Below are 24760 nucleotides of genomic sequence, written 5' to 3'. Positions count from 1 at the left end.
CAAGGAAAGAGATCATGCAACATCACCATGCCCGCAGACGGCAGCGCTTCGCCGCCGCCGTCCTCACGGCGGGGCTGACCGGTTCCCTGCTGAGCCTGTCCGCCCTGCCCGCACAGGCGCAGGCGACCGACATCCCGAAGCCCCTCGGCGCGCGCAAGGCCGACGTGCCGAAGAACGCCAAGGCCGACAAGCTCGGCTCGCACGACCGCGACCTGCTGCAGAAGGCGCACAGCGAGAAGGAGAAGACGGTCACCGTCCTCCTCGCCACCGACAAGGGCAGCACCGGCCCGCTGCGCGCCGCGCTCGCGAAGCTCGGCGTGCACCCCGGCAAGGTGAACGACCGCCTCGGCTACGTGCGCGCGACCGTGCCGACGGACAAGGTCGAGGGGCTGGCGGCGCTCGACAGCGTCACCGCCCTCGACCTCGACGAGACGGTGAAGCTGCCCGACCCCTCGCCGGTGACCGCCGCCGACGCGAAGGCCGCCGCCACCGGCACGGCCGCCGCGCCAGGCAAGGACACCCCGGCCGCCAACGCGTACATGCCGACCGCCGAGACGGGCGCCGTCGACTTCGTCGCCGAGCACCCCGAGTGGGACGGCCGCGGCGTCAAGGTCGGCATCCTCGACACCGGTGTGGACCTCGGCCACCCGGCGCTGGCGAAGACCACCACGGGCGCGCCGAAGGTCGCCGCCTGGGTGACGGCCACCGACCCGCTCCTGGACGCCGACCCGACGTGGCTGGAGATGAAGAACAAGGTCGCCGGGCCGTCGTTCAGCAACGGCGGCGTCAAGTGGACCGCTCCCGAGGGCTCCTTCGAGTTCCAGACCTTCAAGGAGAGCTCCACCTACGGCGGCGAGCTGGGCGGTGACGTCAACCGCGACGGCGACTACACCGACACCTTCGGCGTGCTGTACCGCGAGTCCGACCACACCGTCTGGGTCGACACCGACCTCGACCGGACCTTCGAGGACGGCGAGACCGTCAAGCCGTACGCCGAGGGCGGCCAGGTCGCGCACTTCGGCACGGACGACCCGGACACCGCGATCGCCGAGTCGATGCCGTTCACGGTCGAGCACCGAGACGACGTCGACCTGTCGCCGCGCGGCGGGACCAGCGTCGGCAAGACGGCCGACTTCGTCAGCCTCGGCATCGTCTCCGGCGCCCACGGCACCCACGTGGCGGGCATCATCGCCGCCAACGGGCTGTTCGGCGGCCAGATGGACGGCGCCGCGCCCGGCGCCCAGGTCATCTCCGAGCGGGTCTGCATGTTCCGCGAGGGCTGCACCTCCTACGCCCTCGCCGAGGGCATGATCGACGTCGTCGTCAACCAGGGCGCCGACGTGGTCAACATGTCCGTCGGCGGGCTCCCCGCGCTGAACGACGGCAACAACGTCCGCTCGGTGCTCTACAACCGGCTCATCGACGAGTACGGCGTGCAGATCATCGTCTCCGCCGGCAACGACGGCCCCGGCATGAACACCGTCGGCGACCCGTCGGTCGCCGGCCAGGTGGTCTCCGTCGGCGCCTCGGTCAGCGACGACACCTGGTGGGCGAACTACGGCTCCAAGGTCAACGCCCCGCAGGCCCTGTTCCCGTTCTCGGCGCGCGGTCCGCGTGAGGACGGCGGGATGAAGCCGACGCTGGTCGCGCCCGGCGCCGCCGTCTCCTCAATACCCACCTGGCTGCCCGGCTCGCCCGTCCCCGCGGCCGGCTACCAGCTGCCGCCCGGCTACGGCATGTTCAACGGCACCTCGATGTCCTCCCCGCAGGCCGCGGGCGCCGCCGCGCTGCTGCTGAGCGCCGCCGGCACGGACACCACCCCGGCCGCGCTGCGCACGGCGCTGACCTCGTCGGCGAAGTTCCTCGACGAGGAGCCCGCCTATGCGCAGGGCGCCGGCCTGATCTCGGTGCCGGCGGCGTACAAGGTCCTCGCCAAGTCCCCGAAGCCCACGTCGTACGACGTGAAGGCCCCGGTCTGCGCCGTGCTCGACGGCATGCTGGCCACGCCGAAGTCCGGCGAGGGTGTCTACAACCGCTGCGCTCCCGACGAGGGCGGCCAGGTCGTCGGCAAGGCCAGGTCGTACGACATCGAGGTCGCCCGCACCGCCGGCGGCTCCACCACCGCCGAGCTGTCCTGGACCGGCAACGACGGCACCTTCAGCGTGCCGTCCTCCGTCACGCTGAAGCCCGGCGCCACCGTCACCGTCCGCGCCCAGGCCAAGACCACCGGCGCGCACTCCGCGGTGCTGCGGATCGACGACCCGGCGACGCCCGGTACCGACAAGATGGTGCTGGTCACCGTGGTCGCCGCGGCGAACCCGCAGGCGCCCGCGTACAACGCCACCATGAGCGGCGAGTCCGTCCGCAACCGCACCCAGTCCCTGTTCGTCGCCGTCCCCGAGGGCGCGGCGGCCGTCAAGGTGAACCTCTCCGGGCTCGCCGAGGGCAGCCAGACCCGGGTGCTGGCGATCGACCCGCAGGGCATGCCGGCCGACGACACCGCCGTCAGCCGCTGCTACGCCAACTACTCCGACGCGGAGGACTGCGACCCGGCCGAGCGGGTGTACAAGCACCCGATGGCCGGCGTCTGGGAGTTCGAGGTGGAGAGCCGGCGCACCTCGCCGCTGCTCGACAACCCGTTCCAGCTGACCGCCACCGTGCAGGGCACCAAGCTCGACCCGCCGGCCTCGGTGGTCGACGAGGCCGCGCTGCACACCCCCGTGGAGCGGACCTTCACCGCCACCAACACCCTCGCCCCGGCGAAGGCGCACGCGGTCGGCGGCGGGCTGGGCGCGCTGTCGTACGCCCGGCCGACGGTCGGCGACCAGCAGCTGACCGGCAAGCAGATCACCGTGCCGCGGGACGCCACCCGGTTCGAGGTCGCCATGGGCGACGCCTCCGACCCGGCCGCCGACCTGGACCTGTACCTCATCCACCAGTCCGGCACGGTGGTCGCCACGTCCACCAACGGCGGTGCGAACGAGACCATCGAGATCGACGACCCGGCCCCCGGCTACTACCTGCTGTACATCGCCGGGACGAGCGTCCCGTCGGGCAGCACGTCCTTCACCGTCCAGGACACGATGTTCTCCCGGTCGCTCGGCTCGGTCACGGTCGACGACACCGAGCCGGTCTCGCTGGCCGCCGGTGCGTCGGTGTCCGTGCGCGGCCGGATGACGGCCTCGACGATGCCGCCGGCCGGGAAGTTCCTGGTGGGCCGCTTCTCCCTGGCCGACGAGCAGGACACCGTCCTCGGCAGCGCCGACGTGCTGATCGGCAAGGTCACCCAGCCGCAGGCCGAGGTCACGGCGGACTTCGGTCCGGCCACCGTCTTCGGTCTGGACGACAACGGCCGCATCGTCGGGTCCAAGCAGGTCGAGAGCCGTACCCGGCCGATCACCTGGACCGCGCAGAGCGGGGTCACCCAGCTCGACAACGGCGGCGGCACCAGCGGCTACGCGATCGGCACCAGCGACGACTCCGCCTATGCGGTGGGGCAGCTGGGCGGTCTGACGGGCGGCACCCGCGGCGGCGTGTGGGACGCGGACGGCACGCTCACCGTGCTCCCGCTGCCCGCCTGGGAGGCGTACTCCTTCGACCGGGCCTTCGCGGTCAACGACTCCGGCACCGTCGTCGGCAACGCCACCGGCTATGTCCCCGACCCGGCCACCGGGCGCACCATCCAGGTCAACGAGGCGTTCAGGTGGACCAAGGACGGCGGCTTCACCAAGCTGCCGCACCTCACCGGCACCCGGACCCTCACCGAGCCGCTCGCCGTCAACGACGCGGGTGTCGTCGTCGGCCACTCCAGCAAGGGCGGCGCCCGCCGCGCGGTGAAGTGGGACACGGACGGCACCGTCACCGACCTCGGCACCCTGCCGGGGATGGTCGACAGCTACGCGCACGACGTCAACGACGCCGGTGAGATCGTCGGCACCAGCGGCGACGACGCGTTCGTCCTCAAGCCGGGCGGCACGATGACCCGCCTGCCCGACTTCGGCTTCGACGCCAAGGCGCTGTCCGTCAACAACGACGGCTGGGTCATCGGCACCGCCGAGCTGGAGCCGGACGACGAGACGGCCGTGGTGTGGGACCCGCAGGGCCGGATGTACGACGTGGGCCACATGGTGGACCGCAAGCACTACATCGCCCTGGAGGGCATCGACGTCAACAACCGTGGCGAGTTCGCGTTCTACGCCATGGACCTGACGGACGGGGGCAGCACGAAGGTCGTCGTGGCGAAGCTCCCGAGCTGATCACGTCACCCGGACGCCGGGCCCGCCCCTCTACGGCGAGGGGCGGGCCCGGCCTTTCGTCACTCCGGTGGCTCGACGGCACCGTCTCCCGGCTCCGGCCCCAGATACACCCGGCCGATCGCCGGCCACCGCGCCCGCAACCGCCGCTCCGCCCGTACGCAGGCCCACTCGACCTCGGCCGCCGTGGCGGTGTCGTGGAAGTCGACCCTGGCGGCGACCAGCACCTGACGCGGGCCCTGGACGATCGTCACCAGATCCTTCACGTCCGCCACCTCCGGCACCGCCAGCAGTTCGTCCCGCACCGCCGCGCGCACCTCCGGTGGCAGGGCGCGCCCGATCAGCAGGTCCGCGTTGCTGCGGCCCAGCGTCCACGCCACGAACACCAGCAGCACACCGATCAGGAGCGAGGCGATGCCGTCCCCCACCGACGAGCCGGTCAGCTGCCCCGCGAGCAGACCGCCCGCCGCGAGCAGCAGACCGGTCAGGGCGGCCGCGTCCTCCATGACGACCGCCTTGAGCGCGGTGTCGGAGGTGGTCCGCAGCAGGCGTCGCTGGGAGATGTCCCTGCGCGCGGCCTCGCCGCGCAGCTGCTTCAGCCCGGTGCGCAGCGAGATGCTCTCCAGGACGAAGGAGACGGCCAGCACGACGTACGAGACCGTCGGATCCCCGAGGTCCTCGCCCTGGCTGAGGGTGTGCACACCGTCGTAGACGGCGAACACCGCGCCGCCGACGAAGGTGGCGACGGCGGCGAGCATCGCCCAGATGTAGCGCTCGGCCCCGTAACCGATCGGGTGCCGCTCGTCCGCCGGCAGGTCGGCGCGCTTCAGCGCGGTCAGCAGCATCAGCTCGGTGACCGTGTCGGCCACCGAGTGGGCGGCCTCCGACATCATCGCGCTCGAGCCGCTGATCACCCCGGCGACGGCCTTGGCGACGGCGATGCCGAGGTTGGCCAGGGCCGCGACGACGACGGTGAAGACGCTGTCGCCGCCGTCGGCGGGGGCCGGGCCGGACCGAAGGGGCCCGGGCGGCGTGTCCGCCGCCCGGGCCCCTTCGTCGCTCACGCGTCCGCCCGTCGGGGCGTCAGCACTTCAGGCCGGTGGAGGCCGCGTCGACGGTCTCCTGCAGCTTGGTGATCTGCGGCTGGAGTTCGGTGCGCGCTTCCTCGCCGGTGGTGTCCCCCGAGAGGTCGTCGTACGAGGACTTCAGATCACCGGTGGCGTCGCTCAGCGCGTCCTTCTTCGCCGAGGCCAGATCGCCGAGGTTGTCCTTGATGTCGTCCCAGTCCTCCTGGACGGCGTCGGTGGCCGTCTTGATCTGGTCCTTGGTGGCCGTCTTGGCGTCGAGCGCGCCCAGCGCCGCGACGTCGGACTTCATCTGGGTGAGGTCCGTGCAGAGTTCGCCCGCCGCCTTGGTGGCCTTCTCCGCGGGGGACTCGTCGTCGTCGGAGCACGCCGCCAGGGAGAGCAGCACGGCCGCGCAGACGGCTCCGGTCGCCAGCGAACGCTTCATGGGGCAGCCCTTCCTCGAACCTCACAGCCGTGAACCCGGCGGATGCGTAGAAACTCTCACGCATCGGGGCGAATCGCATCCGGAGTCGGGCCGGTCGCGGGCGTCAGGGCAGGGGCGTTACAGCAGGGGAGTCACGGCAGGGGCAGCGCGGCCCACACCGTCTTGCCCCGGTCGTGGTGGCGGATGCCCCACTGGCCGGCCAGCTGCGACACCAGGAACAGGCCGCGGCCGCCCTCGTCGTCGGCGCTGGCGTGGCGCTGGTGCGGGGAGGCGCTGGAGGTGTCGGAGACCTCGCAGACGAGGGAGTCGTCGCGGATCAGCCGCAGTTCGATGGGACCCGTGGAGTAGCGCACGGCGTTGGTCACCAGCTCGCTGACCACCAGCTCCACGGTGGGGGTCAGCTGCTCCAGCCCCCACTCGGCGAGTTGGCGGACCGCCGACTGCCGGGCCGCGCTGGCGCTCTCGTCCTGCGGCGGCAGGGTCCACGACCCGACCTGGCCGGGGCCGAGGACACGGGTGCGGGCCAGCAGCAGCAGGACGTCGTCGCGCGCGGGGCGTTCCGGGAGCAGCGCCGTCACCGCGGCGTCGCACGCCTCCTGCAGCGAGCCGGCGGCCTGGGCCGCCACCACGGTGCCGATGAGCGCCGCCCGCTCCGCCCCGTCCGGCACCGCGCGGGTCAGCGCGGTGCTGTGCAGGGCGAGGACGCTGTCGGGCGGTACGTCGAAGGTGGTCACCGGGTACACGGCCTCGCCCCGGCCCAGCGCGGGGCCCGGGCCGCCGGGCGCGGCCCGGGCCGGCTCCCCGGGCGGGACGATCACGGGCGCGGAGTGCCCGGCACGGGCCAGGGTGCACTCGCCGGTGACGGGGTCGTAGACGGCGAACAGGCAGGTGGCGGTGAGGGGGCGCGGGTCGTGGTCGAGGTCGCGGCGGTGGGCGTGCTCGTCGAGTTCTTCGAGGTCGTCGAATTCTGCGAGGTCGTCGCGCTCTTCGAGTTCCTCCGGTTCGCCGAGTTCGCCGAGCCCTGTGACCTCGCCCAGTCCGTCGGCCGGATCCCGCTTCAGCAGCGTGCCCCGCACCGTGTCGGGGTCCGCCGTACCGGAGACGGCCTCCTGCTCCAGGTCGGCCTGCTCGTTGCCGAGTTGCACCGTCAGGTCGTGCACCCGGCCCATCAGCTCGCCCGGATCCATGTCCAGCGCGGCCAGCGTCGCGACCGCCGTGCGCAGCCGGCCCATCGCCGTGACCGCCCGCAGGCCGCGGCCCACGACCTCGCCCACCACCAGGCCCACCCGGGCGCCCGACAGCGGGAGTACGTCGTACCAGGTGCCGCCGGAGGCCACCGGGAGGTAGGTGTGCGCGGTGCGCACCGCGGTGTGCGCCGGCAGGCGCATCGGCACCAGCGTGCGCTGCAGCAGACCGGCGATGGTGTGCTCGCGGGTGAAGCGGCGGGCGTTGTCCACGGCGAGCGCCGCCCGTTCGACCAGTTCGGTGGCCAGCGCGACGTCGTCGTCGTCGAACGCCGGCTCGTCCCGGCAGCGGTAGAAGGCCGCGAGGCCCAGCACCACGCCGCGGGCGACCATCGGCACCGTCAGCAGGGAGTGCGCGCCGGCGAACCGCAGCAGCCGGGCGCGGGCGGGGTCGCGGACCAGCCACGGGTCGTCCGGACGCAGTTCGCGTACGAGCCGGGGCCGGACGTCCGCCAGGGACTGGGCCAGCGGAGTGCCCAGCCGCATGATCCGTACCGCCCCGATCGGGAACGCCCCCTCCTGCACCCGCTCGTCCGCCCAGGCGAACCCCGCCCGCCGGACGGACACATCGACGACGGGGCCGGGGGCGGGCGCGTCGCCGTGCACCACGGAGTCGAGGATGTCGACGGCCGCGCCGCCCGCGAAGTGGGGGACGGCGGCCTCGGCCAGCTCCTGCGCGGTACGGAACACGTCGAGCGTCGTGCCGACGCGGCCGCTCGCGCGGTGCAGCAGGCGCAGGCGCTGCTGGGCGCGGTGGCGGACGGTGGTGTCGCGCACGGCCACCACCAGGCCGATCGGGCCGCCCGCGGTGTCCTCCAGCCGGAGTACGGAGGCGGACAGCACCTGTCCCCCGACCGGCAGGCCGTGGTCGGGGAGCACGGCGTCGACCACCGGATCGCCGGTGCGCAGCACGTCCTGGAGCATGCCGGTGACGTCCTTCGAACCGCCGAGGCGGGGCGAGGCCCATTCGGGGGGCGCGGCCACCATCTCGCCCGGGCCGGCGGGGCCGTGCCGGCCGGCGCGGACCAGACGCAGCTCGTCGTCGAGCACGTACAGGCTGACGGGCACCTGGGTGAACAGGGCGCGCAGCAGGGCGCTGCCCAGCGGGTCCTGGTCGGCGGGGGAGGCGCGCGGAGACCCCGCGTCCCCGTGTGCGTCCCGTGCCCCGCTCGACTCCGGCATGCCACCCTCACCGCTTTCCGCGCCGCGCTCACCTCTTGACGCAGGCTAAGCGGCGCGGGTGGTCTCCGCCGCTCGGCGGCCACCCGCACGCGGGCACCCCGTGCCGATCCGGTTGCGCGCCCCGCCGAGGCGTGCGGATAGTGGCGGAAGCCGCCTGGAGGTCCACCACGGTGCCGCGCCTTCCCGGGGCCCGGCCCCGGCCCCCCGGCCGGAACCGGGTCGGCCGGGTGACCGGCTTGGAGGTGGGCATGGGCGCTCGGACCTGCCGGCGGGCGGCCGCCGGACCCCCTTGCCGGGGGACGGCCTCAGCTCCCCGCTCGCGGGAGGCGCCCCCTCCCCCGGGGAGGCCCCCGAACCCCCCGCACAGCGGAGGTCCGTATGCCTGAGGTGAGCTCGGGCAGTCCCGTGTGGACCTCCGCCCTGGAGATGCTGCGGGTCCGGCTGGGCGGGCCGCCGGAGACCGTCGACCGGATGGCCGTGATGCTGCGCCGCGATCCGTACGTCTTCGACCTGACCGTGCTGCCCGCCAGGAACGGCGTACAGACCCTGGACGTCATCGAGTGCCACGTCCTGGCGGGCGCCGCCAACCAGCTGCTGCGCGAACTGCGCGCCCTCGGCGCCGGCGAGGAGGTGTCGCTCCACGTCGACACCGTCGCCCTCTCCGCGTCCGCGACCGCCCGCAGCGCGGAGCACCTGCTGCTCGGACCGCTGGCCAGCGCGCCCGTGTGGGAGCTGGTCGCGGCCCGGATCCGCGAGGGCAGCGTCTACCGGCCGAGCTTCTATCTGCTGCTGGTGGCGGCGGGCATCATCGGCGCGGTCGGCATCCTCACCAACTCCCAGATCGTGGTCGTCGGCGCGATGGTCGTCGGCCCCGAGTACGGCGCGATCGCCGCGCTCGCCTACGGCCTGGAGCGCCGGACCCTCGACCCCGTACGGCGGGCCGCCGCGGCCCTGACCGTCGGCTTCACGCTCGCCATCGCGGCGACGTTCGGGTTCGCCGCGCTCGTCCGGGCCTTCGACCTGCAGCCGGCTGCGTTCGACCGGGGCCTGCAGCCCGTGTCGCACCTCGTCGGCACCCCGAACTTCTACTCCGTCGTGGTGGCGGTCGTCGCCGGCGCCGTGGGCGTCGTCTCGCTCACCCTGGACCGCGCGGGCACCCTGCTCGGGGTGTTCATCTCGGCCACCACCATCCCGGCAGCCGCGGACATGGGCGTGGCCCTGGGCTTCGGCGACTGGTCCGAGGCCCTGGCCTCGCTGGGCCAGCTAGCCCTGAACCTGGTCGTCCTCATCGCCACCGGCGTCGTCACCCTCGCGGCCCAGCGCTCCCTGTGGCGCCGCGTCCGCGAGCGCCCGCCGCCCGCGGTGCCCTGACGCGGCCTCGACGGGCGGCGTGCCCAGCCGCTCGCCGACCCGGCGCCGTACCCGCTGGGTCAGGGCCGTCGCCCCGGCGGTGAGGAACACGAACGTGTACAGGATCTGCAGCAGGACGACCAGCTTCCCCGCCTGCCCGCGCGGGACGATGTCGCCGTAACCGACGGTCGCCAGCGTCACGACGGTGAAGTAGATCGCGTCGACCCGCGTGTTCAGGCCCTCGAACTCCCCCTTATGGCGGGCCAGCTCGACGTACGACGCCGCGAACGTGAGCACCGTCGCCGCCATCAGCAGCGGGATGACGACCGCCGGCCGGGTGTCCCGCCGGTCCACGAGCACGTCGCGGATCTCCTTCAGCAGCAGCACCGCGATCAGCGCGAGCACCATGGCGAACGCACCCCAGCTGAGCACGGGCCGCTCGGGCCCGAACCAGTGCAGCGGCAGGAAGAAGTACACCGCCGCCAGCACCCCCGGCACCCCGGCCCAGACGATCATCCGCCACGCCCGGCTCCGCCGCCGCCGCACCGGCCCCGGCGCTTGTTGAGACCGGTTCATACAGCCCGCCTGTCCCGTAGCTCCGCCACCATCCCGAACGCCCCCGCGGCCAGCGGCACCGCCAGCAGCGCCCCCAGCAGCCCGCCCACCGCCGCGCCGGCGGTGACGGCCACCATCACCAGCGCCGGGTGCATCGAGACCGTACGGCTCTGGATCATCGGCTGCAGCACGCTGCCCTCCAGGAGTTGCACCGCCAGCACCACGCCCAGCGCCGCGAACGCCTCGCCGATCCCGCCGTCCCCGAGGGCCACCAGCACGGCCACCGCCCCGGTGAGGAACGCGCCGACGTACGGCACGTACGCCCCGAAGAACACCAGCGCCCCCAGCGACCCCGCGTGCGGGACCCCGAGCAGCGCCAGCCCGATCGCGATGAACGTGGCGTCGATCAGCGCGATGATCGTCGTACCCCGCATGAAGCCGGCCATCGCCCGGTACGCCCGCCGGGCCATGGCCACCACCAGGTCCCGGTGCCGGGCCGGGGACAGCGCGCGCAGCGCCGCCACCGCGCGGACCCGGTCGCGCAGGATGAAGAAGGCCAGCGCCAGCGTCAGCACCGCCCCGGCGAGCACCTGCGCCGCCATCCCGAGCCCCGACAGCACCCCCTTGGCGGCCGTCGTCGCGAGGGCCGAGCCCAGATCGCTCAGTCCGTCCGCAGCCCCCTTGACCATCCTGGCCAGCGGCCCCTCCCCGGTGACCGAGTCCGCCGCCTGGGCCAGATAGTCCGTGATGTCACCGGCGGTCTCCGCCAGAACGGTGACCAGCAGCCACAACGCCCCGCCCACGCCCACCACCAGGGCCACGCAGGTCAGCCCGGCGGCCGCCCCCCGCGGTACGCCCATCCGGCGCAGCCACCGGTCGACGGGTTCCAGCAGCGCGACGACGAGCAGCGCCAGCAGCACCGGCACGAGCCCCGCCCGCAGCCATACGAACAGCAACACCAGCGCCGCCGCGAGCGCGCCGATCAACAGCAGTGCGGCGCTCCATGCCGCGGCCGAGCGGACGACGGCGGGAAGGGGGCGCGGCTCCTGCATAGCAGCACTTCACCACAAACAGCCCCATATCGCGCACCCTTCGCTTTTCGGATTAACTGGGTTGCGCTGAGAAGCCGACACCTCCCGGAGGACGCATGGCCACCTTCACGGTGTGGAAGTTCGACACGGCCGACGGTGCCGAGCAGGCCGAGATGAACCTGCTGAACCTGCAGCGCCAGGGCCTGATCACGGTGGAGGACGCCGCGGTCGTCTCCTGGGTGGAGGGAAAGCCGAAGCCGAAGACCAGGCAGCTGAACAACCTCGTCGGCGCCGGAGCCCTCTCGGGCACCTTCTGGGGCATGCTGTTCGGCCTGATCTTCTTCGTACCGCTGCTGGGTGCGGCCGTCGGCGCCGCGAGCGGCGCACTGGGCGGCAAGCTCGCGGACGTCGGCATCGACGACTCGTTCATCGACGACGTCAAGGCGAAGATCACCCCCGGTACGTCGGCCCTGTTCCTGCTCTCCAGGGACGCGGTCACCGAGCGCCTGCACGACGCGCTGCCCGGGACGAACCACGCCGAGCTGGTGCACAGCAACCTCGACAGCGAGGCCGAGGCCAAGCTGCGCGCGGTCTTCGGGGCCGAGTGAGCACCCCGGACGGCGCTGGCGGCGCGGACCGCCCGGACGCCGAGATCGTCGAACTGCGGGCGAAGGTCGCGCGGCTGGAGGCGGAGCGGGCCGCGGCCAAGCCGCGCCGGCACCGCACGAAGTCGTTCTTCTCGTCCGTGCTCATCGTGCTGGGCTGCATCCTGGCCCCGCTGAGCGTCGTCGCCATCTGGGCGTCCAACATCGTCGGCGACACCGACCAGTACGTCTCCACCGTGGCCCCGCTCGCCGAGGACCCCGACGTGCAGAAGGCCGTCGCGAACCGGGTGACGGACGCGGTCATGGACCACGTCGACACCGACGCCCTCATCCAGCAGGTCGCCCCCGAGGACCGGCCCGCCCTGGACAAGGCGCTCGGCCGGCTGGAGGGACCGCTGAACGACGCCCTGCGCAGCTTCGTGCAGGGCGCGGCGCAGCGGTTCGTGGCCAGCGACGCCTTCGCCACCGTCTGGGAGGACGTCAACCGCACGGCCCACGCCTCCATCAACAAGGCCCTGACCGGCGAGGGCGGCGGCGCGGTCAAGCTCACGAACGACGCCGCCACGCTCGACCTCGCCCCGGTCATCGACCAGGTCAAACAGCGGCTGGTGGACCAGGGCCTGACGCTCGCGAACAACATCCCGGACATCCACACCAACTTCACCCTGGTGCAGTCCGACGACATCGGGAAGGCCAAGCGCGGCTTCCGGCTGCTGGAGATCACCGGCAACTGGCTGCCGATCCTCGCCCTGGCCCTGCTCGCCGTCGGCGTCTGGCTGGCCACCCACACGCGCCGTGCGCTCGTCGCCGCGGCCCTCGGGGTGGCCGCCGGAGTCCTGATCCTGGGCCTGGCGCTGACCATCTTCCGGCCCCTCTATCTGGACGCCCTGCCCTCCGGTGTCTCCCAGCCCGCCGCCGGCTCGGTGTACGACATCCTCATCCGCTTCCTGCGCCGCGGGATCCGGACGGTCGCCGTCGTCGGGATCCTCGTGGCACTCGGCGCCTGGCTCACCGGCCGCGGCAAGCGCGCCCGGGCCGTACACGCCATGTGGGACTCCGGTATCGGCGCCACCCGCCACGCCGCCACCCACGCGGGCATGCGCCTCGGGCCGGTGGGTCCGTGGGTGCACCGCTTCAAGTCCTGGCTGAACTGGGGCGCGGTCGCGCTCGCCGCGCTGGCGGTGGTGCTGTGGTCCTCGCCGACGGCGTGGGTGGTGATCCTGCTGGTGGTCGCCCTGCTGGCGGTGCTCGCCGTCATCGAGTTCCTCGACACGGGCGGAGACGGGGAGGCGCCGGCGGACGAGGAGCAGGGCCCCGGCTCCACGGAGGGGACGCCCAAGGCGGCATGACGGTGGGCGGCACGGGCGTCCCCTGCCCGACGAGTTCGCGGAAGGCTCACCCGGTCGGCCTACGGCCGGTGGCCGCCGCCCCCCAGCCCACCGACCCTGAAGGTCACAGCCGGCCACCCGGCCGGCCCGCGCAGAAGGAGCGATGGCCATGAGCACATCGACGCCCCCGTCCACCCCGAGCTCACCGAACCCGCCGCCCACAGGGCAGGGCGCGGCGCCCCCGCCACACGACAGCGGCAGCGAATGGGCGAGCGGCGGAACGATATTCGCGGGCGTGCTGATGCTCGTCTACGGTGTCATCGCCGTCTTCCAGGGCATCGCGGGCATCGCGAAGGACGACGTGTACGCCGCGATCGGCGACTACGTCTTCGAGTTCAACACGACCGCCTGGGGCTGGATCCACCTCATCCTCGGTGTGATCACCGCGATCGCCGGCTGGGGCGTCTTCAAGGGCGCCACCTGGGCCCGGGTGGTGGGTGTGGCGCTGGCGTCGCTGGTCGTGATCGCCAACTTCATGTGGCTGCCGTACCAGCCGGTGTGGGCCGTCGTCGCCATCGCGCTCGGCGTGTTCGTCATCTGGTCGCTGTGCACGGACAAGTCGCAGCCCCTGATCTGACCGCTACTCGCTCACGAGCCCGCCCCCGCGCACCGCGGGCAGCGCTCCCGCCCGTCCCAGGCATCCCAGCCGAAGCCGGACGGGACGAGCGACTCGCCCTCGAGCTCGGAGCGGACGGCCACCCGGTAGGCCCAGACGGCGTCGATGTACGGGTGGTACGCGTCGTGGAACGCCTCGGAAGCCATCGCGGCTCCCGAGGCGACCACTTTGCGCAGCGCGCGCAGCCGCTCGAACATCCGCTGCCCGGCGGCGGCGACGGGCACGCCGGCGTCGATGTACAGCCGCTCCCGCACCTCGTACAGCCCCGCGTCGACCAGTGCGTCCCGGCTGGCCTGGTCGAGCTCCGCGCTCCCGGGCCCCTGCTGGGCCAGCTCCCGCAGGCGGGTGTGCGCGAGGCCCGCGGCGGACACGAACTCGATGTAGACCTGCCGGCGCCGCCCCTCCAGCCCCCGGTCGTCCTCGTGCCGGTTGCGCAGGCGGTCGGCGAGCACGGTCCCCGAGATGGCGATAACGGCGCCGCCACAGGTGGCGGCCAGAGTCCCCCAGTCCACCCCGGCACGCTATGCGCCCGCGCGGCGCACCGGCAACAGGGCCGCACCACCGCCGCATGCGATGCCGGCCACATCACCGCGTGCGATGCTGGCCGCATGACCGCCGGCCCCGAGGACCCGTACCCCGTACTGCGGCAGTGGCTGGCGGACGCGCCCGGCAGCGGCGCCCACGAGCCGTACGCCGCGGTGCTGGCGACGGTCGGGGACGACGGCCGCCCGAGCACCCGGGCCGTGATGATCGCGCACACCGACGACCGCGGCCTGCTGTTCAGCACCTTCACCGGCAGCCGCAAGGGCCGCCAACTCGCCGCCCGCCCCTGGGCGTCGGCCACCTACGTCTGGCCCGAGCGCCAGCTCACGGTGTCCGGCCCTGTCGAACTCCTGCCGGAGGCGGAGGCCGACCGCGTCTTCGCCCTGCGCCCCCGCGAGTTCCGGGCGGCGACGGCGGTGTCGGCGCAGAGCCGCCCCCTGGACGACCCGGAGCGGCTGCGCGCCGCGGCGGCGGAACTCCGCGGCGGGGAGGCCGCGATCGCCCGGCCCGAGGAGTGGCGCTGCTACCGCCTCGTCCCGTACGGCGTGGAGTTCTGGCAGCAGGCGGCCGACCGCGTACACCTGAGCGTTCGTTACGCGCGGGAGGCGGAAGGCGCCGCCTGGCACCGGCAGTTGCTCCAGCCCTGACGGAACCGGATCACACCCGCGCGCGTCGGACCGGTGAACCAGCCCGGGGGAGGGGTGCTCCGATGACGACACGACGCACGTTCCTGCTGGCCGCACTCGGCCTGCTCGCCGCCTCCTGCGGCGACGGAGACTCCGGTCCACCCGGGGACGCGGCGCGCATCAACGCCGAGCTGGTCGCCGATCTGCGCCCCGGCGACGCGCGCGCCGTCGCCGAGGCCGTGGACGCGTTCGGCTTTGACCTGATGCGGGAGGTGGCCGCGTCCGGCCGTAACACCGTCATCTCGCCCGTGTCCGTGGCGGCGCTGCTGGCGCTGCTGCTGGCCGGGGCCGGCGGGGAGACCGCGCGGGCCATGGGCAAGGTCCTGCACCTGGCCGACTCCCGCGACGTACGCGTCGGCGCGCTGCTGCGCACGCTCGCGGACACCGAGGACGTGACACTGGACGTCTCCAACGCCCTGTGGGCCGCCGAGGGGCTGCGGCTGCGCGAGGACTACCGCACGTACGCCGAGCGGACGTTCGGCGCCACGGTCGACCAGGCCGACTTCGCCGCTCCCGAGACGGCGCGGGAGATCGACCACTGGGTGGACGAGCGCACCCACGGCCGTATCGACAAGATCGCGGAGGACCTGGGGCTGCCGGACCCGGCCGTCCTGGTGGTCCTGGTGAACGCCGTGTACTTCCTGGGCAAGTGGACCTTCCCGTTCCGCCCGGAGGACACCCGGGACGAGGACTTCCAGCTCGCCCCCGGGCAGTCGGCGAAGGTGCCGATGATGAACGGGGGTGCGAGGCTCGACCACGCCCAGCGCTACGGCTACCAGATGCTGCGCCTGCCGTACGGCAAGAGCAAGCGCTACGGCATGGAGATCCTGCTGCCCGACCTGAGCTCGGACGGACTCCCCGCCCTTCTCGACCAGCTGGATCTCGACGAGTGGCGGGCGGCCGTCGGCGCCCTCACCGGGACGGAGGTGGGGGAGCTGGCGCTGCCGCGTTTCGAGCTCACCTGGAGCCGGCGGCTCAACGACAGCCTGCGGGCGCTGGGGATGGGGCCGGCGTTCGCCGGCGACGTCGACTTCTCCCGGATGACGGCCGAAAGGGGCGCCCTGGACGTGGTGGCGCACAAGACGTACATCCGGGTCGACGAGAAGGGCACCGAGGCGGCCGCCGTCTCGGGCGGCTCGGTGCTGACGTCCGAGCCGGCGATCCCTCCGCTGGTCTTCCGCGTCGACCGCCCGTTCGCGTTCACCATCTCCGACCGGACGACGGGCGCGGTCCTCTTCCTCGGCGCGGTGAACGACCCGCGGGGCTGAGGGGGAAGCCCCGGGAACATGCCTTGACTTCTCAACCTGCCGACCCTAGCAAGTGTTTGGTCGATCGCCGCGGTTCCGCGGCTGCCGCAGCGCGAAGGAGCCCTGATGCCCGAGGCGTACATCGTCGAAGCAGTCCGCACCCCCGTCGGCAGGAAGAACGGCACCCTCGCCGCCGTACACCCGGCCGACCTCGGCGCCCACGTGCTGAAGGCGCTCATGGAGCGCACGGGCGTCGACCCCGCCGCCGTCGAGGACGTCGTCTTCGGCTGCCTGGACACGGTCGGCCCGCAGGCCGGGGACATCGCCCGTACGGCGTGGCTGGCGGCCGGACTGCCGCAGGAGGTGCCGGGGGTGACCGTGGACCGGCAGTGCGGATCGTCGCAGCAGGCGCTGCACTTCGCGGCGCAGGGCGTGCTCTCCGGGACGCAGGACCTGGTGGTCGCGGGCGGTGTGCAGAACATGTCGATGATCCCCATCGCCTACGCCACGCGGCAGGCCGCCGAGCCGCTGGGCCTGACACAGGGTCCGTACGCCGGCAGCGTGGGCTGGCAGGAGCGGTACGGCGACCGGGCCGTCAACCAGTTCTACGGCGCCGAGACGATCGCGAAGCAGTGGGGCATCTCCCGTACGGACATGGAGGAGTTCGCGCTGCGCTCGCACCAGCGTGCCGTACGCGCCATCGACGAGGGCCGCTTCGAGCGGGAGACCGTCCCGTACGGGCAGACGCGCACGGACGAGGGCCCGCGCCGGGACACGTCGCTGGCGAAGATGGCCGCCCTGAAGCCCGTGATGCCGGGCGGCACGATCACCGCCGCCTGCTCCTCCCAGGTCTCGGACGGCGCCGCGGCGCTGCTGATCGCGAGCGAGCGCGCGGTCCGCGAACACGGGCTCACCCCGCGCGCCCGGATCCACCACCTGTCGGTACGGGGCGAGGATCCGATCCGGATGCTGACGGCGCCGATACCGGCGACGGCGTACGCGATGAAGAAGAGCGGGATGACGCTCGACGCCATCGACCTGGTGGAGATCAACGAGGCGTTCGCCCCCGTGGTCCTGGCCTGGCTGAAGGAGACGGGCACGGACCCGGCCCGGGTCAACGTGAACGGCGGCGCGATCTCCCTCGGCCACCCCCTGGGCGCGACCGGCGCCCGCCTGATGACGACGCTGCTGCACGAACTGGAGCGCACGGGCGGCCGCTACGGCCTCCAGACGATGTGCGAGGGCGGCGGCCAGGCGAACGTGACGGTCATCGAGCGGCTGTGAGGGCCCGGCTCAGCCCTCCGTGTAAGCGGCCGACCGCCACACATGGCGGGCCCAGGGCAGCAGCTCCGCCTCGTCGAAGAAGCAGCCCATCACCAGCGCCGAGCCGGGACGGACGACGAAGCCGTAGAAGTTCTGCCGGATCCGGCCCGCGTCGTCGGGCCCCTCGTGCCAGAAGGCGTGCCGCAGCGTGCCGTCCTCCGCCCGCTCGGTCAGCCGCTGGTCCTCCGGGACCGGCGGGGACTGCGCCACGAACACCTCGAGGAACTCCTCCGCGGGCCGGCGGTCGTGGTCGGTGAAGACGTCCACGTAGACGGCCCGGTCCTGGGCGCCGAACTGGTGCGTCGAGTTCTCCACCCGGCCCGCGAGGCCGGCCGAGCGCTCGATGCTCCAGTTCTCGTCCAGCCGCGCCCGGACGGCGACCGGGAGCGGATGGCCGAAGGCCCGCAGCACCTCGTCCCGGTCCCAGGTCTCGCCGAGGATCCGCCCGGCCAGCGCGTCGTCGGAGGTCTCGGCGTACGGGATCTCCTCCGTGTCGCGCACCCGCGCCGTGACGCCGGCCGAGAGCAGCCCGTCGCCCCAGGGCCGGATCGCGTTGGCGAGCGTGCCGCGCAGGACGAGGTCCGCGTACTCCGGGCTCTCGTGGACCTCCGCGGCCCGGCGCAGGTCGTCCTCGTCGACCCGCAGCCAGGTGCCGATGACCAGCTCCGTCCCCCCGCTGAGCCGCACCGGCAGCAGGCACCGGGCGAACGCCCCGGCGCCGGCGACCCGCAGCAGCCAGCCGTTCACCTTCTCCCGCGCCTCCTCGGGAGCCTCGAGGACGGCGTCCGGCAGCAGGAAGCGGACATCGATACGGTCGGCGTCGGGCAGCGAGGTGCCGCAGCAGGAGCAGACGGGGGTGGGGATGGCGTCCATGCCCAGGGACCCTACTCGGCGCGGTGCGGGCGGGGTGCGGCGGAGCGGCTCCCGAATATCTCTTGACGTCAAGAATCTCTACGGCGAGACTGTGCGGCGGTTATCTTGATGTCGAGATTTCTCGGCGGGGTGTGTACGGGAAGGGGCGGCCGGATGTCGGGGAGCGCGGGGAAGCCCGGGGGTGCGCCGGAGCCGGGGAGCGGACCGAACGCGGGGAGCGCACCGAGCGCGGGGAGCGCGCCGAGCGCGGGGAGCGCGCCGAAGGCCGGGCTGATCGCCCAGCTGCGCCGGCCGCCCGGCGGCCGGGACGCCCGGATCATGCTGACCGCCCAGTACCTCGACCGCACCGGCACCGGCGCATGGTCCGCGACGGCCGTCCTCTACTTCACGTTCGTCGTCGGCCTCGACGCCGGCCGGATCGGACTCCTGCTGGGCGTCGCGGGCGTGGCGGGGATCGCCGGTTCGCCGGTGGGCGGCCGGCTGGCGGCGGTCTTCTCCGTACGGACCCTGCTCGTCGCCTGCCATCTGCTGCGCGTCGGCACGGTCGGCCTGCTGCTGGCCCTGGACGACTTCGCGACGCTGCTGCCCGTCGTCGCGCTGACCTGTGCCGCCGACCGGGCGGCCAAGACGCTGGAGATGGTGTTCGCCACCGACGTCGCGGGGGAGCGGCGGGGGACGTACCAGGCGCTGTTCCGGACCGTCGCGAACGCCGGGCACGCGACGGGTGCGGGCGTCGCGGCGATCGGGCTGGCGGTGGGAACGGAGGGTGCGTACCGGGTGCTCATCGTGCTGAACGCGGTGTCGTTCCTGGCGGCGGCGGCGCTGGTGCGGTGCACCCGGGTGCGGGGGGAGGCCCGGGCGGCCGCTGCCGCGGCCGCTCCCGCCGGGCGGGATGCCGGGCGCGGTGCCCGGGGCGGCAACCCCTGGCGGGACAAGGGTTATCTGCGCTTCGTCCTCCTCGACGTCCCGCTCACCCTGGACGACACCGTCCTCATGGCCGGCCTCCCGCTGTGGCTGGTCGACCGCACCGACGCGCCGCACATGCTCGTCCCGCTCTTCCTGATCGTCAACACCGTGCTGGTCGTGCTGCTCCAGCTCCGCGTCTCCGCCCGCTTCCCCGGTCCGCGGGGTGCCGTGCGGGCGCTGCGCCGGTACGGCGTGCTGGTCGCCGGGGCGTGCGTGCTGCTGGGGCTCTCCGGCCTCGGGGGCGCGGTGTGGGCGTCGGTCCTGCTGGTGGCGACCGCCGTGATGGTCACCCTCGCCGAGCTGATGCGGTCGGTGAGTTCGTGGGAGCTGGCGGTCTCGCTGGCGCCCGAGGAGGCGCGGGCGCCGTATCTGGGGGTGGCGGGGATGTCCCAGTCGGTGCAGAAGTCGGCCGGTCCGCCGCTGGTCACCGGAGTGGTGATGGCCGCCGGTCCGGTGGGCTGGGTGGCGCTGGGCGGGGTGCTCGCCGGGCTGTCGCTCGTACAGGCCCGCGGCTGTACGAGACGGCTCGCGGCGATGCGTCGTAAGGCTGCTTCTGTGGCAAGTCATCGGACCTATGAGGCGACTGGGCAGGCAGTGCGGGCTTGACGCTGCCTATAGATCCGATGAATCATCGGCGTCACCCCCCTGCTCCCTGAGAGGTCAGCGTGACGACGACGCCTGCCATCACCGCGCTCGAGACGTACGACATCCGCTTCCCGACCTCCCGGGAGCTGGACGGATCCGACGCCATGAACCCGGATCCCGACTACTCCGCGGCCTATGTCGTGCTGCGCTCCGCGGCCGGCGACGGCCACGGCTTCACGTTCACCATCGGCCGCGGCAACGACGTACAGGTGGCCGCCATCGAGGCGTTGCGGCCCCATGTGATCGGACGTTCCGTCGACGAGCTGTGCGCCGACCCCGGCTCCCTGAGCCGCGAGCTGATCGGTGACAGCCAGCTGCGCTGGCTGGGTCCGGAGAAGGGCGTGATGCACATGGCCATCGGGGCCGTGGTCAACGCCGTCTGGGACCTCGCCGCCAGGCGGGCCGGCGTACCCCTGTGGAAGCTGCTCGCGGACGGCGACCCCGAATGGCTCGCCTCCCAGGTCGACTTCCGCTACCTCGGTGACGCCCTTACCCGCGACGAAGCCGTCGCCCTTCTGCGGCGTGGAAAGGACGGCGCTTCGCTGCGCGAAGGGACGCTGCTCGAGCGCGGCTACCCGGCATACACCACCTCGCCCGGCTGGCTCGGCTACTCCGACGAGAAGCTCACCCGTCTCGCGCGCGAGGCGGTCGCCGCCGGCTTCACCCAGATCAAGCTGAAGGTCGGCGCCGATCTGGCGGACGACGTCCGCCGAATGCGCGCCGCGCGGGAGGCGGTCGGCCCCGCGATCCGTATCGCCGTGGACGCCAACCAGCGCTGGGACGTACCGGAGGCCATCGCCTGGACGCGGGAGCTTGCCGCCTTCGACCCGTACTGGATCGAGGAGCCGACCAGCCCGGACGACATCCTCGGCCATGCGGCCGTCCGCCGCGGCGTCGCCCCGGTGAAGGTCGCCACCGGCGAACACGTCCACAACCGCGTCGTCTTCAAGCAGCTGCTGCAGGCGCAGGCGATCGACGTCCTGCAGCTGGACGCGGCGCGGGTCGGCGGGGTCAACGAGAACCTGGCGATCCTCCTCCTCGCCGCCAAGTTCGGCGTCCCCGTGTGCCCGCACGCGGGCGGCGTCGGGCTGTGCGAGCTGGTGCAGCACCTGTCGATGTTCGACTACGTGGCCCTGTCCGGCACGGTGGAGGACCGGGTCATCGAGTACGTCGACCATCTCCACGGCCACTTCGCCGACCCGGTGGTGATCCGCGACGGGCACTACACGGCGCCGCGGAGCCCCGGTTTCTCGGCGGAGATGCTGGCCGGGTCCATCGCCGAGTTCAGCTATCCGGACGGCTTCTTCTGGGCCGCCGACCTCAAGGCCGCGTGAACCGCTCGACGTAACGCCGCTGCCACGGGGTCTCGACCGCGTGCCGGTCGTAGCGCTCCCGTACGTACCGCACGGCCTCGTCCGCCGGCACCCCGTCCAGCACGGCGACGCACGCGAGCGCCGTCCCCGTACGCCCGCGGCCCCCGGCGCACGCGAACTCCACGCGCTCGTGCGCGGACCGCTCCCACGCCTCGTGAAGCAGCGTGCGCGCCTGCTCGCGGTCGGCGGGCAGCCGGAAGTCCGGCCAGCGCAGCCAGCGCGACTCCCAGTCGACGGGCTCGGGCTCCCGCCCGAGGAGGTGGACCGCGAACTCCGGCCGCCGCCCGGGCGGCAGCGGCCTGCTCAGCCCCCGGCCGCGGATGAGCCGGCCGGAGGGGAGGGTGAGTACGCCGTGGTCCTCGTCGGTGATCCAGGTCATGGGGGCGATTCTAGTAACCCCTTTACGTCCCCCCGACGATAATTTATCGTCGGGGGGACGAGAATGAAGGGGGGCGGCCATGGATCCGCTGGGGGCGCTGCAGGAGCCGCTGTTCACCGTGCTGGAGACACCCGTCAGCTGGACGGAGGTGCTCGGCTTCGGCAGCGGGGCCCTGTGCGTCTGGCTGGTGGCCCGCCAGCACCTGGCGAACTGGGCCGTCGGCATCGCGAACAACCTGCTGTTCATCCTGCTGTTCACCGACGCCGGGCTGTACGCGGACGCCGGTCTGCAGATCGTGTTCATCGCCCTGGCCTGCTTCGGCTGGTGGAGCTGGACCCACGGCGGCGGACCCGCCGACCGGCTGCCCGTACGCCGTACCGCGCGGCACGAGTGGGCGTGGCTGCTCGCGGCGGGCGCCGCGGGATGCGCCGGGCTGACGCTGCTGCTCGACCGGGCGACGGACTCGACCGTCCCGCAGTGGGACGCGCTGACGACCGTGCTGTCCCTGATGGCGACGTACGGGCAGTGCCGCAAGCTCGTCGAGTCGTGGTGGATCTGGATCGCGGCGGACCTGGTCTACATCCCGCTGTACGCGTACAAGGAGCTGTATCTGACGTCCCTGCTGTACGTCGGCTTCCTCGCCCTGTGCGCGGCGGGGCTGCGCAGCTGGCGGCGGGACCTGGTGGCGCGGATCGCGGTGACGGCGTGAGGTATCGCGGTGACGGCGTGAGGTACGGACACGGGCTCGTGCTCGGGAAGTTCTATCCGCCGCACGCCGGCCACCATCACCTCGTACGGACGGCGGCCGAAGCGTGCGAGCGGCTGACGGTCCTGGTGTGCGCCTCGTCGGTGGAGTCGGTGCCGCTGGCCGACCGGGTGGCGTGGATGCGGGAGGTCCATCCGTACGCGGACGTGGTCGGCGCGGTCGACGACATCCCGGTGGACCTGCTGGACCCGGACGTGTGGGCGGCGCACGTCGCCGTCTTCCGGGCGGCCGTTCCGGGCCGTGTCGACGCCGTGTTCACGTCCGAGCCGTACGGCGGGGAGCTGGGGCGCCGCCTCGGCGCGGCCCATGTCGCCGTCGACCCGGACCGCACCGCCTTCCCCGTGTCCGGCACGGCCGTGCGCAAGGACCCGGTGGGCTGCTGGCCGTATCTGGCGGCGCCCGTGCGGGGCGCGCTGGCGCGGCGGGTCGTGGTGCTGGGCGCCGAGTCGACGGGCACGACGACGCTGGCGCAGGCGCTCGCCGGGCACTACCGGGCGCGGGGCGGGGTGTGGGCGTCGACGGAGTACGTGGCGGAGTACGGGCGGGAGTTCAGCGAGCGCAAGCTCGCGGATCTGGGACCCGGGGCCGTGTGGACGGACGTGTCCTTCGCGTCGGAGGAGTTCCCGCTGATCGCCGCCGAGCAGCAGGCCCGGGAGGACCGGGCGGCCCGCGCGGGCTCCCCGGTACTGGTCTGCGACACGGACGCCTTCGCGACGACCGTCTGGCACGAGCGGTACCTGGGGAGTCCCAGCGCGGAGGTCGCCCGGATCGCCGCGCGCGGCCGCCAGCACCTGTGGCTGCTGACGGACCACGCCGGGGTCCCCTTCGAGGACGACGGCCTGCGGGACGGCGAGGAGCTGCGGCCGTGGATGACGGAGCGTTTCCGCGCCGAACTGACGCGTACCGGCCGCCGCTTCCAGCTCGTCTCCGGTACGCCGCAGGCCAGGCTCACGCAGGCGGTGGCGGCGGTGGACGGGCTGCTGGCGGAGGGCTGGGGGTTCGCGGACCCGCTGCCGGAGCGGCGGTAGGGGCTATCGGTAGTCGGGGTTCGGGAAGTCGAAGCGGCAGCCCGCGTCCCACTCCGACCGCTGGTTGCCGTGGGCGGGGATGCCGCCGCTGCGCTTGAGGAGCGCGGCGAGGTGCATCAGGTTCCAGGACATGAAGGCCGTGTTGCGGTTGGTGAAGTCGTTCTCCGGTCCGCCCGACCCGGCGTCGAGGTACGACGGCCCGGGCCCCGCCTCGCCGATCCACCCGGCGTCGGCCTGCGGCGGGATGGTGTAGCCGAGGTGCTGCAGGCTGTAGAGGACGTTCATGGCGCAGTGCTTCACACCGTCCTCGTTGCCGGTGATGAGGCAGCCGCCGGCGCGGCCGTAGTACGCGTACTGCCCCTGCTCGTTGAGGATGCTGGAGCAGGCGTACAGGCGCTCGATGACCTGCTTCATCACGGAGCTGTTGTCGCCGAGCCAGATGGGCCCGGCGAGCACCAGGATGTCGGAGGCCATCACCTGCTCGTACAGCGCGGGCCACTCGTCGGTCTGCCATCCGTGCTCGGTCATGTCCGGCCAGACGCCGGTCGCGATGTCGTGGTCGACGGCGCGGATCAGCTCGGTCTTGACCCCGTGCGCCTCCATCACGGCGCGGCTGCGCTCGATGAGACCCTCGGTGTTGCTGACCTCGGGGGAGCGTTTGAGGGTGCAGTTGATGTAGGTGGCGCGCAGGTCGTCGTAGCGCCAGTCGTCGCTCATGGGGGGCGCCTTCCGGTTCCGTGGGATGCGGGTGTGTGAACGCCAGGCTGTGCGGCGGCGGGGGCCGGTGTCCATGGGCCGGAGGGGCAGGGGACGGAGGTCCACCCGGATGGCGGGGGGCGGGGGCCTTGGGCATTCGGTCCTCGGGGCCGGGGCTCGCCTGACGCGCGACCGTCCGGGCCTCGGCTTCCCGGCTCCCGGGCGTTTCGGGTACGCGGGCTCTTGCCCCCGCCCCTGGTCCCTGGTGCCCGGCCCTCTTCCCCGAGCCCGCTGCCGCCGGTTTTGCGTTCCTGGCGCCTGGGTTCCTGCCTCCGGCTCCTGGTCCCTGGTGCGTGGCCCTTTTCCGCGGACCTGCTGCCGCCGGTTTTGCGTTCCTGGCGCTCGGGTTCCTGCCTCCGGCTCCTGGTCCCTGGTGCGTGGCCCTTTTCCGCGGACCTGCTGCCGCCGGTTTTGCGTTCCTGGCGCTCGGGTTCCTGCC

21 protein-coding genes are annotated in these 24760 nt (G+C 73.1%); 12 read left to right on the top strand and 9 right to left on the bottom strand.

Translation table 11 applies throughout. The features are described from left to right. The first annotated feature begins 14 nt into the window (after positions 1-14). Positions 15-4256, top strand: a complete 4242-nt coding sequence (locus tag AB0M28_RS30430; RefSeq protein WP_365412116.1) for a S8 family serine peptidase — start codon at positions 15-17, stop codon at positions 4254-4256. A 59-nt stretch (positions 4257-4315) separates the two neighbouring features. On the opposite strand, the gene AB0M28_RS30425 is transcribed toward AB0M28_RS30430, so the two are convergent. From AB0M28_RS30425 to AB0M28_RS30415, 3 genes are all read right to left on the bottom strand, one after another. After that, entirely contained in the window at positions 4316-5317 is a 1002-nt protein-coding gene (locus tag AB0M28_RS30425; RefSeq protein ID WP_365412113.1) for a cation diffusion facilitator family transporter, read from the bottom strand. Positions 5318-5336: 19 nt separating this feature from the next. Further along, positions 5337-5765, bottom strand: coding sequence for a hypothetical protein (locus AB0M28_RS30420; RefSeq protein WP_365412110.1), 429 nt, complete (start codon positions 5763-5765; stop codon positions 5337-5339). Between the two features lie 131 nt (positions 5766-5896). Further along, entirely contained in the window at positions 5897-8191 is a 2295-nt protein-coding gene (locus AB0M28_RS30415) for a SpoIIE family protein phosphatase (protein ID WP_365412107.1), read from the bottom strand. Between the two features lie 378 nt (positions 8192-8569). Here AB0M28_RS30415 and AB0M28_RS30410 point away from each other — a divergent pair, with 378 nt between their 5' ends. Further along, the gene (locus AB0M28_RS30410; protein WP_365412104.1) at positions 8570-9562 is read left to right on the top strand and encodes a DUF389 domain-containing protein; all 993 of its coding nucleotides are present in this window, start codon (positions 8570-8572) and stop codon (positions 9560-9562) included. Here AB0M28_RS30410 and AB0M28_RS30405 read toward each other — a convergent pair. Further along, positions 9455-10057, bottom strand: a complete 603-nt coding sequence (locus AB0M28_RS30405; protein ID WP_365412101.1) for a potassium channel family protein — start codon at positions 10055-10057, stop codon at positions 9455-9457. The genes AB0M28_RS30410 and AB0M28_RS30405 overlap by 108 nt on opposite strands. A 56-nt stretch (positions 10058-10113) precedes the next feature. Continuing rightward, a complete protein-coding gene (locus AB0M28_RS30400) occupies positions 10114-11148 on the bottom strand; it encodes an AI-2E family transporter (protein WP_365412098.1) in 1035 nt (344 codons plus the stop codon). A 95-nt stretch (positions 11149-11243) separates the two neighbouring features. Between AB0M28_RS30400 and AB0M28_RS30395 the strand changes: the two genes are divergently transcribed. The 3 genes from AB0M28_RS30395 (at position 11244) to AB0M28_RS30385 (ending at position 13697) form a co-directional block, all read left to right on the top strand. Continuing rightward, positions 11244-11735, top strand: a complete 492-nt coding sequence (locus AB0M28_RS30395; protein ID WP_365412095.1) for a DUF1269 domain-containing protein — start codon at positions 11244-11246, stop codon at positions 11733-11735. After that, a complete protein-coding gene (locus AB0M28_RS30390; RefSeq protein WP_365412092.1) occupies positions 11732-13081 on the top strand; it encodes a hypothetical protein in 1350 nt (449 codons plus the stop codon). The genes AB0M28_RS30395 and AB0M28_RS30390 overlap by 4 nt, the downstream gene beginning before the upstream one ends. Before the next feature lie 148 nt (positions 13082-13229). Continuing rightward, positions 13230-13697 (top strand): hypothetical protein, encoded by a 468-nt coding sequence (locus AB0M28_RS30385; RefSeq protein WP_365412089.1) that lies wholly within the window; start codon positions 13230-13232, stop codon positions 13695-13697. Positions 13698-13708: 11 nt separating this feature from the next. Here the strand turns inward: AB0M28_RS30385 and AB0M28_RS30380 are convergent, their stop codons facing one another. Then, entirely contained in the window at positions 13709-14248 is a 540-nt protein-coding gene (locus AB0M28_RS30380; protein WP_365412086.1) for a CchlQ, read from the bottom strand. 96 nt (positions 14249-14344) lie between these two features. On the opposite strand from AB0M28_RS30380, the gene AB0M28_RS30375 reads away from it, so the two are divergent. From AB0M28_RS30375 to AB0M28_RS30365, 3 genes are all read left to right on the top strand, one after another. Then, a complete protein-coding gene (locus tag AB0M28_RS30375) occupies positions 14345-14926 on the top strand; it encodes a pyridoxal 5'-phosphate synthase (RefSeq protein ID WP_365412083.1) in 582 nt (193 codons plus the stop codon). A 62-nt stretch (positions 14927-14988) separates the two neighbouring features. Further along, positions 14989-16233, top strand: a complete 1245-nt coding sequence (locus tag AB0M28_RS30370) for a serpin family protein (RefSeq protein ID WP_365412080.1) — start codon at positions 14989-14991, stop codon at positions 16231-16233. A gap of 105 nt (positions 16234-16338) precedes the next feature. After that, a complete protein-coding gene (locus AB0M28_RS30365; protein ID WP_365412077.1) occupies positions 16339-17496 on the top strand; it encodes an acetyl-CoA C-acetyltransferase in 1158 nt (385 codons plus the stop codon). A gap of 9 nt (positions 17497-17505) precedes the next feature. Here the strand turns inward: AB0M28_RS30365 and AB0M28_RS30360 are convergent, their stop codons facing one another. Then, complete coding sequence (locus AB0M28_RS30360) at positions 17506-18408, bottom strand: DUF2199 domain-containing protein (protein ID WP_365412074.1); 903 nt, start codon at positions 18406-18408, stop codon at positions 17506-17508. A 153-nt stretch (positions 18409-18561) separates the two neighbouring features. On the opposite strand from AB0M28_RS30360, the gene AB0M28_RS30355 reads away from it, so the two are divergent. Then, complete coding sequence (locus AB0M28_RS30355) at positions 18562-19980, top strand: MFS transporter (protein ID WP_365412071.1); 1419 nt, start codon at positions 18562-18564, stop codon at positions 19978-19980. A 59-nt stretch (positions 19981-20039) separates the two neighbouring features. Continuing rightward, complete coding sequence (locus tag AB0M28_RS30350) at positions 20040-21353, top strand: L-fuconate dehydratase (RefSeq protein ID WP_365412068.1); 1314 nt, start codon at positions 20040-20042, stop codon at positions 21351-21353. On the opposite strand, the gene AB0M28_RS30345 is transcribed toward AB0M28_RS30350, so the two are convergent. Further along, positions 21340-21771, bottom strand: a complete 432-nt coding sequence (locus tag AB0M28_RS30345; RefSeq protein ID WP_365412065.1) for a protein-tyrosine phosphatase family protein — start codon at positions 21769-21771, stop codon at positions 21340-21342. The two genes, AB0M28_RS30350 and AB0M28_RS30345, sit on opposite strands and share 14 nt — an antisense overlap. Before the next feature lie 79 nt (positions 21772-21850). On the opposite strand from AB0M28_RS30345, the gene pnuC reads away from it, so the two are divergent. Both pnuC and AB0M28_RS30335 read left to right on the top strand, forming a co-directional pair. After that, on the top strand, positions 21851-22480 hold the full coding sequence (gene pnuC / locus AB0M28_RS30340) for a nicotinamide riboside transporter PnuC (protein ID WP_365412062.1): 630 nt from the start codon (positions 21851-21853) through the stop codon (positions 22478-22480). A gap of 17 nt (positions 22481-22497) precedes the next feature. Next, a complete protein-coding gene (locus AB0M28_RS30335; RefSeq protein ID WP_365412059.1) occupies positions 22498-23565 on the top strand; it encodes an AAA family ATPase in 1068 nt (355 codons plus the stop codon). Between the two features lie 3 nt (positions 23566-23568). Here the strand turns inward: AB0M28_RS30335 and AB0M28_RS30330 are convergent, their stop codons facing one another. Beyond that, entirely contained in the window at positions 23569-24282 is a 714-nt protein-coding gene (locus AB0M28_RS30330; protein ID WP_365412056.1) for a flavodoxin family protein, read from the bottom strand. Between the last annotated feature and the right edge of the window lie 478 nt (positions 24283-24760).

Origin of the sequence: Streptomyces sp. NPDC051940 (genome assembly GCF_040680895.1) — a bacterium.
GTDB lineage: Bacteria > Actinomycetota > Actinomycetes > Streptomycetales > Streptomycetaceae > Streptomyces.
Note: the sequence above shows the minus strand (reverse complement) of the source record. Positions and strands in the feature narration are given on the sequence as shown.